Source organism: Pseudarthrobacter sp. MM222 (assembly GCF_947090775.1).
Classification (GTDB): Bacteria; Actinomycetota; Actinomycetes; order Actinomycetales; family Micrococcaceae; genus Arthrobacter.
Genome location: NZ_OX352321.1, coordinates 2186553 through 2198912, shown reverse-complemented (window position 1 = coordinate 2198912; position 12360 = coordinate 2186553). Strand labels below are relative to the sequence as shown.

Genomic DNA, 12360 nt, shown 5'->3' with positions numbered 1-12360 from the left:
GGACGTGCGCCCAGGGCCGGAAAATTCACGGCCGGCAGGTAACTCTACCCGTTCTTGCCGTACATCCGCCCGCTGCCGCGGGGGCTCTTACCGGTGATGGCGTCCAGGACCGCGGCTTGACGCAGCAGCCCGGTGACCGTGCCGTCGCGGCTGACGACGGCGTATGCCTGGCCGTCGAGCTGGGCCAGGTACTGGAGCAGCTCCTGCCCCTGGGATGATTCGGGAACATAGGCACCGTCGCCAAGGGCGTAGGAAACGGCCGTGAGCGGTGTGCTGGCAACGGCGTCGGGTGGCACCGTGGCCGCAACACCGGCGTCGACCACGGCCACCGGACGACCGTCAGGGCCGTAGAGCACGACAGCGGGCGGGGAACCGTCGGCGGAACGCAGCAGGCGCTCCAGTTCGGCGACCGTGGCTGTTTCCGGCAGCCCGACGGCAGGCTCGGCGAGGGAACCGGCATGTACGAGATGCAGCCGGCCCCGCAGGCGCGCCTGCTGGATCGACGCCGTCGCGCCCATCCAGAGGAAGCTGCCCACCAGGACCGTGATGAGCATGAGGGAGACATCCGGGCGTTCCCCGCTGAGCAGGGGCAGGGCGACGAACCACACCACGAGCGTGATCACGATGATCCGGCCGCCCCAGCCGGCGGCCACGGTGCCTTTCTCCTGGCTGCCCGTCACCTTCCAGACCGCGGATTCGACCAGCCGGCCGCCGTCCAGGGGCAGCCCCGGCAGGACGTTGAAGATGCCGATCAACAGGTTGGCCCAGACAAAAATGTTGGCCAGGATGTCCGCGACGCCGCTCAGGTTGCCGGCGGTGAGCAGCACCCAGCCGGCCCCGGCCAGCACGAAGTTGGCAGCCGGCCCGGCCAGCGCCACCAGGACGGAGCGGCCCGGGGAGGCGGTGAAACTCTCGAACTGGGTGTGGCCGCCCCAGAGGTTCAGGACGATTTTCTCGGTGGGCCAGTGGTAGACCTTGGCAGTCAGGGCGTGAGCCAGTTCGTGCACCAGCACCGAGATCAGCAGCAACACGGCGTAGGCGAACGCCACGACATAGGCGCCAAGGCCAAGGGCGGGGTTGTTGCGAAGGAGGACGGGCCCGTAGACGATCACGGTGAACGCCGCGATGATGAACCAGGAGTAGGCAAGGACCACGGGGATCCCGGCGATCCGGCCGAGCGGGATGCCGTCTTTGCGGGTGGACAGAAAGCGTCCGGGCTGTCCGTGGGTGTCCGTGTCAGTCACCGGCGAGGCTCCCGGCGGTGGCGCGGTCCAGGCCGAACGTAGCGTCCGGGAACTCCTGGCCGAGGGCCACGAGTTCTTCGAGGTCGGCCACGGTGCGCCCGGCCAGGGTTTCCCAGGTGGCGTGGCGCGGATCAGCCGGGAGCGGGACGATGTGCGGAATGGCTACCGTCGATACCCCGGAGGCCACCGCCGCCGCCACCCCGGGTGCCGAGTCCTCGAGCGCCACGCAGTGTTGCAGGCCGAGCGCCGGATCTGCCTGTTGGAGGAGCGCGACGGCCTTCAGGTAGGCCTCGGGGTGAGGTTTGCCCTGCGTCACGGTGTCCCCCGTGATGAGGAAGTCGAAGTAGGGCTTCGGCAGGCTGGCTACGATTTCGCGGGCCAGCGGGGCTTCGGACATGGTGACCAGGGCGCAGCGGATGCCCGCGGTGTGGAGCTCGTCGAGGAGTTCGCGGGCCCCGGGACGCCAGGGCACCGACGTCCGGACCCGGCTGATGACGTGTGCCGTGAGGATGTCGATGATTTCGCGGCGCTCCAGCTTCACGCCGGCTTCCTGCAGTATCCCGGCGGAGAACATCAGGGACTGGCCCACGAGCTGTGTGGCCTTCTCATGCGACCACTCCCCGCCGTGGGCGGCGACGAGCGCGTGTTCGGCTTCAATCCAGTACGGCTCGGTGTCGACGATGGTGCCATCCATGTCCCAGAGCGCGGCTTTGAGCGGGGGCTGGGGAGCTGAGGATCGCATGCCCTTAAGTCTACGGTGCGGCCGGGACAGGGCCGGTTTTCCGTTGCCCTAGTACGCCCACGGCGAATATACGGCCAGTCGGCGCCCCCGCCGGAGCCGGATTCACCCGGCACGCAGGATTTCCGGCGCTTCATTCCATGCGGGGGCCGGGTGCTTGGACGTAGGGTGAAGAAATGAATAGCTTCGAGGGAGACACAACGGAGGCGGGCGGCGTGCCCGAGCCGGAGCGGCTTCTGCAGCCGGTGCCCGAGGGTCAGCGCATCACTGTGATGCTTGCCGCCTTCGAAGGCTGGAACGACGCCGGTGAGGCCGCAAGTGACGCGTTGCGCTACCTGAACAAGTTGTGGGGCGGCAAGAAAGCCGGATCGATCGACGCCGACGAGTACTACGACTTCCAGTTCACCCGCCCGACGATCCGCCGGACCTCCTCCGGGGAGCGGAAGATCAAGTGGCCGTCCACCCGGATCTTCAAGGCCAGCGTGCCGGACTCCAACGTGGACGTCATATTTGTCCAGGGCACGGAGCCGTCCTATAAATGGCGCGCCTACACCGCTGAACTGCTGGTCCACGCGGAGGCCCTCGCTGTGGATTACGTGATCCTGGTCGGCGCCCTGCTCGCTGACGTACCGCACAGCCGGCCGATCCCGGTCAGCGCCTCCACTGACGACGCGGCCCTGCGCGAGCGGATGAACCTCGAGGCTTCGCAGTATGAAGGTCCGGTGGGGATCGTCGGAGTCCTGGCGGAGGTGTCGCTGCTGGCCGGGCTGCCCACCGTGTCCCTATGGGCGGCCGTGCCGCACTACGTGGCGCAGGCGCCCTCGCCCAAGGCCCAACTGGCGTTGCTGCACCGCATCGAGGAACTGCTCCAGGTTCCGCTGGACACCCAGGAGCTGGTCGAGGAGTCGGACGCGTGGGAGCGCGGCGTGGACGAGCTGGCTACCGAGGACCCCGAGATCGCCGCCTACGTCCGCCAGCTGGAGGAAGCGAAGGACACCGCCGACCTTCCCGAGGCCAGCGGTGAGTCGATCGCGCGCGAGTTTGAGCGTTACCTCAAGCGCCGCGGCAAGGACAAGCCTTAGAGCTCGACGCCGAGCAGCGCGTTGACGGCGTCGCTCACGAGGGCTGCGTCTCCGGCTGCGGCGTTGCCGCCGCCCTGCCGGGCCGCGCGGGCCCAGTCGTCAACGGCCGTGAGAGCACCCGGGGCATCGAGGTCGTTGGACAGCGCATCCCGCATCCGGGCGACGAGCGGGGCGGCCGAACCTTCCGGTGCCTGCGACAGAGCCTCGCGCCAGTTACGAAGCCGCTCCTTGGCCTCGGTGAATCCCGCGTCGGTCCAGGACCAGTCCGTGCGGTAATGATGGGCCAGGATAGCCAGACGGATCGCGCCCGGCTCCTCGCCGTCGGCGCGCAGCCGGGAAACCAGGACAAGGTTGCCTTTGGACTTGCTCATTTTTTCGCCGTCGAGCCCGACCATCCCGGCATGGGCGAAATGGCGGGCCAGCGGCACGCCGGCCAGGGAGTAGGCATGGCCTGCACCCATCTCATGATGCGGAAAAATCAGGTCCGAACCGCCGCCCTGAACGGTGAACGGCGCCGGAAGGTACTTCTGGGCGATGACGGTGCATTCGATGTGCCAGCCGGGACGCCCCTCCCCCAGCCCGCCGCCGGGCCAACTTGGTTCCCCGGACCGGGCAACCCTCCACAGCAGCGGATCCAGCGCCTGGCGCTTGCCGGCACGGCCGGGGTCCCCGCCCCGTTCGGCGAAAAGTTCCAGCATCTCGGCGTCCGACAGGCCGGAAATGGCACCCAGCGTCCACGCGTCGTCGACCTCCGGGGCGTGCTTGCCGGCGGCTTCGACGTCGTAATAAACGTCGCCGTCGGGTTCGCCGTCGAGGCCGGGCACGCGGTACGCGAGGCCCCGCGCCAGCAGGCCCTCGATCGCGGGAACGATGATGGGAATCGCTTCGACGGCGCCGATATAGTGATCCGGTGCCAGCACGTTGAGGGCTTCCATGTCCGTCTGAAAGAGTTCGATCTGGCTGGCCGCTAGGTCTCGCCAGTCCACACCGGTCGCCGTCGCCCGCTCCAGCAGCGGGTCATCGACGTCGGTGACGTTCTGGACGTAGGAGACCTGCTGCCCGCCGTCCCGCCAGGCCCGGTTCAGCAGGTCAAAGGCAACATAGCTGGCCGCGTGGCCCATGTGGGTGGCGTCATACGGGGTGATCCCGCAGACATACAACGACTGTTCGCCCGAGGCTTCAAGGGTGGCTATTCCGCCCTTGGCGGTGTCGAAAAGGCTGAGGGCAGGCATGCTGCCCGGGAGTTGGGGAACAGGGCGGGAGATCCAGGACTTCACAGCCCAAGCCTAGTGCTAGGCGCTGATGACATTGAAACCGAGCAGCAGATACAGCGCGAGGCCAAGGAAGATGCGGTACCAGACGAACAGGCGGTAACTGCGGGTCGAGATGAATTTCAGGAACCAGCCGATGATGACGTAACCCACCACCAGGGCGATGACGGTGGCGAGGGCCGTTTCGGGCAGGCCGTAGGGTCCGGTGATTCCTTCCTTGGAGACCACCTTGTAGAGCTGGTAGAGGCCGCTGCCGAACACCGCGGGGATGGCCAGCAGGAACGAGTAGCGCGCCGCGGCCTCCCGGGTGTAGCCCATCAGCAGGCCTGCCGTGATGGTGCCGCCGGAGCGTGAGACGCCCGGGATCAAGGCCATCGCCTGGGCGAGTCCGTAAAGAAGGCCGTGTTTGTAGGTGAGCCGGGTGAGGTCGCGGTCCTGGCGCCCGATGGCGTCGGCGACGGCCAGGAACAGTCCGAACACGATCAAGGTGGTGGCAACAATCCAGAGGCTGCGGAGCACCGACTCGATCTGGTCCTGGAACAGCAGCCCCAGGACGATGATCGGCAGGCTGCCCAGGATCACCAGCCAGCCCATCCGCGCGTCCGGGTCCTGCCGGGAGACCCTGCCGCGGAGCGAACCGAACCAGGCCTTCACGATCCGCACAATGTCGCGCCAGAAGTAGATGATCACGGCGGTTTCGGTGCCAAGCTGCGTGATGGCGGTAAACGCCGCGCCGGGGTCGGCCGCATTGGGCAGGAAGGACCCGACAATCCGCAGGTGGGCGCTTGAGGAGATCGGCAGGAATTCTGTCAGGCCTTGGACAAGGCCCAGCAGGGCCGCTTCAAACCAGTTCACGTTTATAGACCCTACGTCATCAACCATTCCGAATCCCCGTAAGCTTGCTGACATGCAGCAGCGTTATGTCGGCAACAGTGGGTTGCGCGTGTCCGCCCTCGCCCTTGGCACCATGTCCTGGGCCCGGGAGACCGATGATCAGGAAGCCTCCGGCCTGCTTCGCGGGTTCGTGGACGCGGGAGGCACCCTGATCGATACGGCAGCATCGTACGCCGGCGGCCAGGCCGAGGCCATGCTGGGCTCCATGCTCGGCGACGTCGTGGCCCGCTCCGAGGTGGTTCTCTCCACGAAGGCAGGACTTTCGACGTCGGACGGGCGCCGGAGCGTCGACACCTCCCGGAATGGGATGCTGTCCGCGCTGGACGCCAGCCTGGCCAGGCTTGGGACCGACCACGTAGACATCTGGTTCGCGCAGGCATGGGATCCCAACGTCCCGCTCGAGGAGACCCTCTCGGCGCTCGAGTTTGCCCTGCGCTCCGGCCGGGCCCGGTACGTGGGCGTCTCCAACTTCAACGGTTGGCAGACCGCCAAGGCCGCAGCGGTGGCCGGGTTCCCGCTCGTCGCCAACCAGTCCGAATACTCCCTGGTGCACCGCACCCCGGAAGCCGAACTGATTCCGGCAATCGAGGACGCCGGCCTCGGCCTGCTGGCGTGGGGGCCGGTGGGCCGCGGCGTGCTGAGCGGAAAATACCGCGGGCACATTCCGGCGGACTCACGGGCGGCCAATTCGCGGCTGGCCGGCTATGTGGAGCCGTACCTCGAGGGTGCCGCCTCCAGCGTTGTGGAGGCCGTAGCCATGGCGGCGAAAGGACTGGGCCGGACGGCCCTGGACGTCTCCCTCAGCTGGCTCCTGTCCCAGCATGGAGTTGCCGCCGCGATCTTGGGGGCTCGCACCACAGTGCAGCTCAAGGAAGCCCTGGACTCAACGCTGGCACCCTTGCCGCCGGAGATCGCCCAGGCGCTGGAAGACGTTTCCAACCCGGCCTGAGCACACCGCGCGGGACACCGGAATATCAGAACTGCAGGTGCACGGACCTCGTCCGGGACTAGTCCTGAAGGATTTCGAGGTCTTCCTCGTCGTCGACGTCTTCCTCATCGTCCTCGTCGCCGTCGTCGTCGATCACCTCAAGCGGAGTAACTTCGCCATACGCTTCGTAGAGTGAATCGTCATAGACTTCAAAGGCGTCAGCAACGGCAAAGAACGCCGCCTCGACCGCGGGGTCCCCATCGCCCCGGCGCGCCGCAGCGGCAGCCAGGTGTTCCTCCAAGGCGGCGGTCAGGGACTGAAGCGCGACACGCGGATCGATGCTCATGACTTCACGTTAGCGGCAAAAAGACGAAAATGGAGAGCAATGAAGGAACATTTTCTGAGCAGTTCGGTCCGGCGGGAACGGGACTACCTGAGGCAGTACGAGTACCTCGTACTGACGGTAAGTCCTGAAGATTCCCTTGTCGAAGCACGACGCCGCCTCGTGGAGCATTCCGAGTACGGCAAGTGGGAACTGGAGCGCAGCGTCCTTTATCTGGGCGGCGGACGGCGCTTCTGGCTGCGGCGCAAGGTCGTCCAGGTCCAGCGGACCGTCTGATATGTCCGTCCAGCGGACCGTCTGATATGTCCGTCCAGCGGACCGTCTGATATTTCCGGGCGTCGCCCGGCCCCTGCTACACCGTTTCCAGCGGTCCCAGCCAGGCGTTCGCCACCGTGTTGTGCGCCGACTCGTCGTCGGAGGGGTGGAACATGCCTGCCAGCACGTCACGGTACAGCCGCTCGAGTTCTGAACCGCGGAAGTAGCTTGAACCGCCGGAGACCCGGATGGCCAGGTCCACCACGGTGCGCGCCGTTTCCGTTGCCCGTACCTTGACTCCCACCAACTGCGGGAACCACTGGCTGCCGTGCTCGGCGAGTTCGTCCACATCCGCGGCTACCCGCGACAGCTGCGGATACAGCGCGTCCATGGCCATCGCCGCCTCGGCCACTTTCCAGCGGATGTCCGGGTCCTGGGCGTAACTGCGCCCGCCGTTCTTGAGCGAGGTCCGGCGCTTGACCGCCTCGACGCCGAGCAGGAGCGCACGTTCGCCGATGCCGGTGTAGACGGCGGCGAGCAGTGTCTCGAAGCAGGCGAAAATCGCAAAGATCAGCGGATCCGCGTTGGGGCCGACCGGCAGCTTCCGGAAGATCCGGTCCGCCGGGACGACGGCGCCGTCCAGCACCGTGGTGTTGGACTGGCTGGCCCGCATGCCCAGGGTGTCCCAGTCGTCCAGGATCTCGTAGCCGGGCGTGTCCCTCGTGATGAAGCCGTGGACCAGTTCCCCTTCGCCGTCCCGGGCTGCCGCGTCCTTGCCAAAGATTCCGAGCCGGGTCCAGGCCGGCGAGAGGCTCGTGAAGATCTTGCGGCCGGTGAAGGAGTAGCCGCCATCCGCTTGCGGGATTGCTGCGGTGCGGGAGTCGAACAGCACCGAGTCGTTGCCCGCTTCGGAGTTTCCGAAGGCGAAGATCTCGCCCTGCGCCGCTTCCCGGAGGACGAACTCAAGGGAGGAATCCCCCCGGGCCGCGAGGACGTGCGCCACGCCGGTCCAGACCAGGTGCATGTTGATCGCCAGTGCCGTGGCAGGGGCCGCCGTTGCAAGCCGGCGCTGGAGTTGTGCCGCCGCCGCGAGTCCCAGTCCCAGCCCGCCGTCGGAGACCGGAACAAAGATCTTCAGGTAGCCCGCCGCGGCGAGCTCCTCCAGGTCCTCCTGGAAGAACGCATTCTCGCGGTCGTAGCCTGCGGCGCGGCTCCGGATCCGGTCCAGCAGGGAGTCGGGCAGGATGTCGGCAGGGTTCATTGTGGCCTTCCGGCGCTCGGTGCTTGAAGCCCAGCGGTCAGTAGTTGGTCAGCAGCGTGTCCAGCACCCGGGCGCCGAACTTCAGGGACTCGGCGGGGACGCGCTCGTCGACGCCGTGGAACATTCCGGTGAAGTCGAGGTCGTCCGGCAGCTGGAGCGGGGCGAAGCCGTAGCCGGTGATGCCGAGCCGGCTCAGGGCCTTATTGTCGGTGCCGCCGGAGAGCGTGTAGGGCAGGACCTTGGCGCCGGGGTCCTCGGAGTGCAGGGCATCGATCATCGAGTCGACGAGGTTGCCGGCAAACGGGACCTCCAGGGAGACGTCGTTGTGGACGTAGCTGACGTCGACGCCGGTCCCGGCCAGTTCGCGGACGATTTCGAGGACCTGCTGTTCCTGGCCCGGCAGGGTCCGGCAGTCCACGAGGGCCTCGGCCGATTCGGGGATCACGTTGTGCTTGTAGCCGCCTTTGAGCAGGGTGGGGTTGGTCGTGTTTTGCAGTGTCGCGCCGACGAAGCGGGCGACAGTGCCGAGTTCCTTCAGGATCTTGTCCGGGTCATCGGGGTCGAACTCCACGCCTGTGAGTTCAGTCACGCCGTCCAGGAACTGCCGGGTAGTGGGGGTCAGTTCCACGGGCCACTGGTATTCGCCGATCCGTGAGACGGCGCCGGCGAGCCGGGTCACGGCGTTGTCCGTGTTGATCTGCGAGCCATGGCCGGCTCGGCCGTGGGCCACGAGGCGGAGCCAGGAGAGGCCCTTCTCGGCGGTCTGCAGCAGGTAGGTGCGCTGGCCGCCGATGGTGGCAGAAAAGCCGCCGACTTCGGAGATGGCCTCAGTGGCGCCCGTGAAGATGTCCGGCCGCTTGTCAACGGCGTAGTGGGCACCGTATTTGCCGCCGGCTTCCTCGTCGGCGAAGAACGCGAAGATCAGGTCCCGCTTGGGCTTGCGGCCGGTGCGGGCGAAGCTGCGCAGCACCGCAAGGATCATGGCGTCCATGTCCTTCATGTCGACGGCGCCGCGGCCCCAGATCAGGCCATCCTTGAGTTCGGCGCCGAAGGGGTCAACGGACCACTGGTCACGAAGCGCCGGAACCACGTCCAGGTGCCCGTGCACCACGAGGGCGCTGGCGGATGAGTCCTCCCCCGCCATCCTCGTCACCACGCTGGCGCGGCCGGGAGCGGACTCGAAGATTTCGGCCTCCAGCCCTACCTCGGTCATCAGCCCTGCGGTGTATTCAGCCGCCGCGCGCTCCCCCGGACCTGTTCCGTCGCCGTAGTTGGAGGTGTCGATCCGGATGAGTTCCTGGCAGATCCGAACAACTTCGTCCTCGGGCCGGATTTCAGTCATGGGGCACTCCTTGTGGCGGGGGCTGATTGCTGGCTTCAGCCTACCCACAAGCCCCGATTATTTGTTTCCGGAAACTTCATGCTAGAGTCTTTCTCGCTGCTTCGGAGAAAAGCGAAACGCTGAAAGGCGGTAATCCTCTCCGAATTACCACCTGCGCGGGTGGCGGAATGGCAGACGCGCTAGCTTGAGGTGCTAGTCCTCGAAAGGGGGTGGGGGTTCAAGTCCCCCTCCGCGCACAACAGGAAACACCCTGGAATCCAAGGATTCCAGGGTGTTTTTTTGTACCCGCCCACGGGTCCCGCTTTGGCGCAAAAGCGTCTGGCTCACTGGGCGTACCGCTGCCAAGCAGTGCGGGGCCGGCCAGGTCCCGGCACTCCGGCATCCGCCTCCCGGCCGGGAGGGCCGTATGCAGCCGACGCCGCAGTTCCCACCTTGGAGATTGCCTAGGCCTGCGTTCCGGACCTTGGACTAAACCTTGGGAGTCCGCCCCCTGCCCGGAGTCGGCGCTTCTGCTGGTGAGGGACCACATCGGAACTTCCCGTGCGGTTTTCGGAGTTCGGGAGAAGCCAGGGCGCGGCCAGGCCGGCTACGGCGCAGGGCGAACAGTATTTCTCCAAGGCTGGCGACTGATCCTGACTTCGGGCGTGACCTTCTCACGCATCCCGGATCGATGAGGCCATCATGCAAACTGCAAAACACGAACCAGGAGAACCCCGCTTCCGCGTCCCCCGCAATGCCCGGACCGGAATCATCGCCACTGTCTCAACCGTCATTTGTGCCACTTCTCTTTTCGCCATTCCCGCGGCCAGCGCAGCGGTTCCCAATTTTCCTGACAACCTCGTCGTCTTTCCCGACCGCGACTTCGTCACGATTGAGGGCTATCAGGACCACATCGGTGAAACGGCTACCGTGGAGGTTCGCCGCTCCGGGGCCGGTGTCATCGGCTCGGCCAAGGGCGTGGTCCAGGCCGGGGACGTGGCCTTCGAAATCAACCACCCCGGCGGCTACTGCTGGGGTGCGGGAACGGGGCTGAATGTCACCCCCGATATCCGGCCGGGCGACACCGTCTCCATCAAGTTCGGCGCCACGGATGGTGGCGAAACCAAAGTGCAGGACCTGTACGTCACCGGGGACTCCGTCCGGAACGGCAACACCTTGACGGTCAAGGGGCACATTGGCAGCGGCGTCAACCGGGCACAGCTGGAACAGCGCATCATCGAGCCAGCCCTGAAGGATACTGCTGTCGGGCGGCGGGACGTCCGGGCTCTTCCGGGACCCCTGACCCCGGCACCCAGGGGCGGCTACCAGTCGAGCCTGGAATTCGACACCGACGGCTCCGAGACCTTCACCGCGACGTATGTCTTTGACAATGCCGCGGCTGCCGAGATCGCAGATAGTGCCGGCGGTGAACGCGCCATGTCCTGGGAAGCGGAGGACTCGGACGCCAACCGCCAGGGCCTGACCATCGCCGAGTTCGGCGAAGCCGGCGGCCCCGGCATGGGTGGCTGCCCCAACGGACCGCTGCAGTCAGGACCTGCAGGTCCCACCGACGTGCTGGCGGCCAAGGTACCCGGCGGACTGAAACTGACGTGGACGCCGGCCAAGGCCGTGCCGGGCACGCCCGCCATCACCGGCTACCGCGCCACCGCGGTAGCCCAGACCGTTCACAGCAACGAGCAGATGGAAATCGGCAAGCGGATCACCGGCCAGTCGGCCGCGGGCACCACCATCACGGGCCTGGACGCCAATGAAAGCTACGACGTTTACGTCGTGGCCGAAAGCAGCACCGGCCCAACCTTCCCCGCCATTCACGCCATCCCGCAGACGGATATGACACCCCCGACCGTGACGGCATCCTCCAACGGGGGCACTTTTTCCAAGGCGCAAAAAGTCACGCTGACGGCCAACGAGGCGGGCAGTGACATCTACTACACCACCGACGGAACAGACCCGTTCATTGCGGGCGGAACCACCGACGCCGCCACGCGCTACACAGCGCCGCTGGACGTCGCCACAACCACAACGCTGACCTTCGCCGCCATCGATCCCTCCGGAAACGTCTCCGAGAGCACAACGGCCACGTTCACGATCACCGATGACCCCGTCCCGTCGGCCCCGGCCTTCTCCGGCGTACCGACCGCAGGCCTGGCCACGGCATCCCTGTCCTGGACCGCCCCGGACCCCGGATCGCCGGAACTGAGCATCACCGGCTACACAGTCCAGGCCTACAGCGCCGACGGCGCAGCTTTCGGCGCGCCGAAGACGGTGGCCGGCGACGTCACCAACCTCTCTTACGACGGCCTCACCGTTGACGGTGCGTACTACTTCACCGTCAATGCAACCAATAAGTACGGCACCGGTCTCGACTCGGCCAAGAGCGAGACGGTAACCATCCAGGGCGCCGTGGTAGCGAACGCTGGAACCGACCAGACCGTCGCACGGCGCACCACCGCAACAACGGTCACCCTGGACGGCAGCAAATCCACCGTGGCCGGCGCTACCTACACGTGGGAGCAGGTCCTGGCCGGCCCCACCGATCCGGACAAGGTCACGCTGACCGGAGGAACCACCCTGACGCCGACGTTTGTCCTGCCGCTCTACAACTACCCCATGACCAACAAGCCGCTCATGTTCAGGCTGACCGTCACTGCAGGCACAACCGTGCGCAGCGATGAGGTCAAGGTGTCGCCGGCTCCGGACAAGGTCACTATCGCCCTTGCCCAATGGAAGACGGGCGACCTTCGGGTGGAAGGCACCGGCACAGTCGTCGGCAGCATCGTCAGCGTCCGTGCAGGCGGCCCTGGCGGCCGCGTGTTGGGTCAGGTAGCCGTCACCGCAGCGGCGCCGCCGGCCATCGGTGGGGTCTGGTCCCTGAGGCTGAGGAACGCCGCGGCCGGCACCAGCAACCCGGGCACGCTCTGGATCGAGTCCACCGTGGGAGGCGCCGCCGGGCCTACGCTCACGGTCAATAAATAGCCCCCATGGGAGCGTGAAAGATTCC

Annotated in this window: 11 protein-coding genes and 1 tRNA gene; 5 read left to right on the top strand and 7 right to left on the bottom strand. The window is 66.6% G+C overall.

The genetic code is table 11. The features are described 5' to 3' along the window. Window positions 1-44 precede the first annotated feature (44 nt). Both OM977_RS09935 and OM977_RS09930 read right to left on the bottom strand, forming a co-directional pair. Window positions 45-1244, bottom strand: coding sequence for a site-2 protease family protein (locus OM977_RS09935; protein WP_264353819.1), 1200 nt, complete (start codon window positions 1242-1244; stop codon window positions 45-47). Continuing rightward, complete coding sequence (locus OM977_RS09930; protein WP_264353818.1) at window positions 1237-1986, bottom strand: HAD family hydrolase; 750 nt, start codon at window positions 1984-1986, stop codon at window positions 1237-1239. The genes OM977_RS09935 and OM977_RS09930 overlap by 8 nt, the downstream gene beginning before the upstream one ends. A gap of 173 nt (window positions 1987-2159) precedes the next feature. On the opposite strand from OM977_RS09930, the gene OM977_RS09925 reads away from it, so the two are divergent. Beyond that, complete coding sequence (locus tag OM977_RS09925) at window positions 2160-3065, top strand: PAC2 family protein (protein WP_264353817.1); 906 nt, start codon at window positions 2160-2162, stop codon at window positions 3063-3065. Here the strand turns inward: OM977_RS09925 and mshC are convergent. Both mshC and OM977_RS09915 read right to left on the bottom strand, forming a co-directional pair. Next, window positions 3062-4342 carry a cysteine--1-D-myo-inosityl 2-amino-2-deoxy-alpha-D-glucopyranoside ligase gene (gene mshC / locus OM977_RS09920; protein WP_264353816.1) on the bottom strand — a complete coding sequence of 427 codons (1281 nt, stop codon included), beginning with the start codon at window positions 4340-4342 and terminating at the stop codon, window positions 3062-3064. The genes OM977_RS09925 and mshC overlap by 4 nt on opposite strands. A gap of 15 nt (window positions 4343-4357) precedes the next feature. Next, on the bottom strand, window positions 4358-5191 hold the full coding sequence (locus OM977_RS09915; RefSeq protein ID WP_264357373.1) for an undecaprenyl-diphosphate phosphatase: 834 nt from the start codon (window positions 5189-5191) through the stop codon (window positions 4358-4360). A 52-nt stretch (window positions 5192-5243) separates the two neighbouring features. On the opposite strand from OM977_RS09915, the gene OM977_RS09910 reads away from it, so the two are divergent. Next, window positions 5244-6179 carry an aldo/keto reductase gene (locus OM977_RS09910; protein WP_264353815.1) on the top strand — a complete coding sequence of 312 codons (936 nt, stop codon included), beginning with the start codon at window positions 5244-5246 and terminating at the stop codon, window positions 6177-6179. Between the two features lie 58 nt (window positions 6180-6237). Here the strand turns inward: OM977_RS09910 and OM977_RS09905 are convergent, their stop codons facing one another. Beyond that, window positions 6238-6504: a hypothetical protein gene (locus tag OM977_RS09905; RefSeq protein ID WP_264353814.1), complete on the bottom strand. Its 267-nt coding sequence runs from the start codon at window positions 6502-6504 to the stop codon at window positions 6238-6240. Between the two features lie 39 nt (window positions 6505-6543). On the opposite strand from OM977_RS09905, the gene OM977_RS09900 reads away from it, so the two are divergent. Further along, window positions 6544-6777, top strand: coding sequence for a DUF5703 family protein (locus OM977_RS09900; RefSeq protein ID WP_264353813.1), 234 nt, complete (start codon window positions 6544-6546; stop codon window positions 6775-6777). A 76-nt stretch (window positions 6778-6853) separates the two neighbouring features. Here OM977_RS09900 and OM977_RS09895 read toward each other — a convergent pair whose 3' ends face one another. Both OM977_RS09895 and OM977_RS09890 read right to left on the bottom strand, forming a co-directional pair. Beyond that, window positions 6854-8017, bottom strand: coding sequence for an acyl-CoA dehydrogenase family protein (locus OM977_RS09895; RefSeq protein WP_264353812.1), 1164 nt, complete (start codon window positions 8015-8017; stop codon window positions 6854-6856). Window positions 8018-8054: 37 nt separating this feature from the next. Beyond that, window positions 8055-9359: a M20/M25/M40 family metallo-hydrolase gene (locus tag OM977_RS09890; RefSeq protein ID WP_264353811.1), complete on the bottom strand. Its 1305-nt coding sequence runs from the start codon at window positions 9357-9359 to the stop codon at window positions 8055-8057. Between the two features lie 153 nt (window positions 9360-9512). Here OM977_RS09890 and OM977_RS09885 point away from each other — a divergent pair. Both OM977_RS09885 and OM977_RS09880 read left to right on the top strand, forming a co-directional pair. Then, window positions 9513-9595 (top strand) — tRNA-Leu (locus OM977_RS09885). A gap of 445 nt (window positions 9596-10040) precedes the next feature. Then, on the top strand, window positions 10041-12335 hold the full coding sequence (locus OM977_RS09880; protein ID WP_264353810.1) for a fibronectin type III domain-containing protein: 2295 nt from the start codon (window positions 10041-10043) through the stop codon (window positions 12333-12335). The last annotated feature ends 25 nt before the right edge of the window (window positions 12336-12360 follow it).

Bases quoted from the DNA above. Each gene is read 5' to 3' on its own strand.
- OM977_RS09930 (WP_264353818.1), bottom strand. From the start codon at position 1,986: ATGCGATCCTCAGCTCCCCAGCCCCCGCTCAAAGCCGCGCTCTGGGAC.
- OM977_RS09925 (WP_264353817.1), top strand. From the start codon at position 2,160: ATGAATAGCTTCGAGGGAGACACAACGGAGGCGGGCGGCGTGCCCGAG.
- OM977_RS09910 (WP_264353815.1), top strand. From the start codon at position 5,244: ATGCAGCAGCGTTATGTCGGCAACAGTGGGTTGCGCGTGTCCGCCCTC.
- OM977_RS09905 (WP_264353814.1), bottom strand. From the start codon at position 6,504: ATGAGCATCGATCCGCGTGTCGCGCTTCAGTCCCTGACCGCCGCCTTG.
- OM977_RS09900 (WP_264353813.1), top strand. From the start codon at position 6,544: ATGAAGGAACATTTTCTGAGCAGTTCGGTCCGGCGGGAACGGGACTAC.
- OM977_RS09895 (WP_264353812.1), bottom strand. From the start codon at position 8,017: ATGAACCCTGCCGACATCCTGCCCGACTCCCTGCTGGACCGGATCCGG.
- OM977_RS09890 (WP_264353811.1), bottom strand. From the start codon at position 9,359: ATGACTGAAATCCGGCCCGAGGACGAAGTTGTTCGGATCTGCCAGGAA.
- OM977_RS09880 (WP_264353810.1), top strand. From the start codon at position 10,041: ATGCAAACTGCAAAACACGAACCAGGAGAACCCCGCTTCCGCGTCCCC.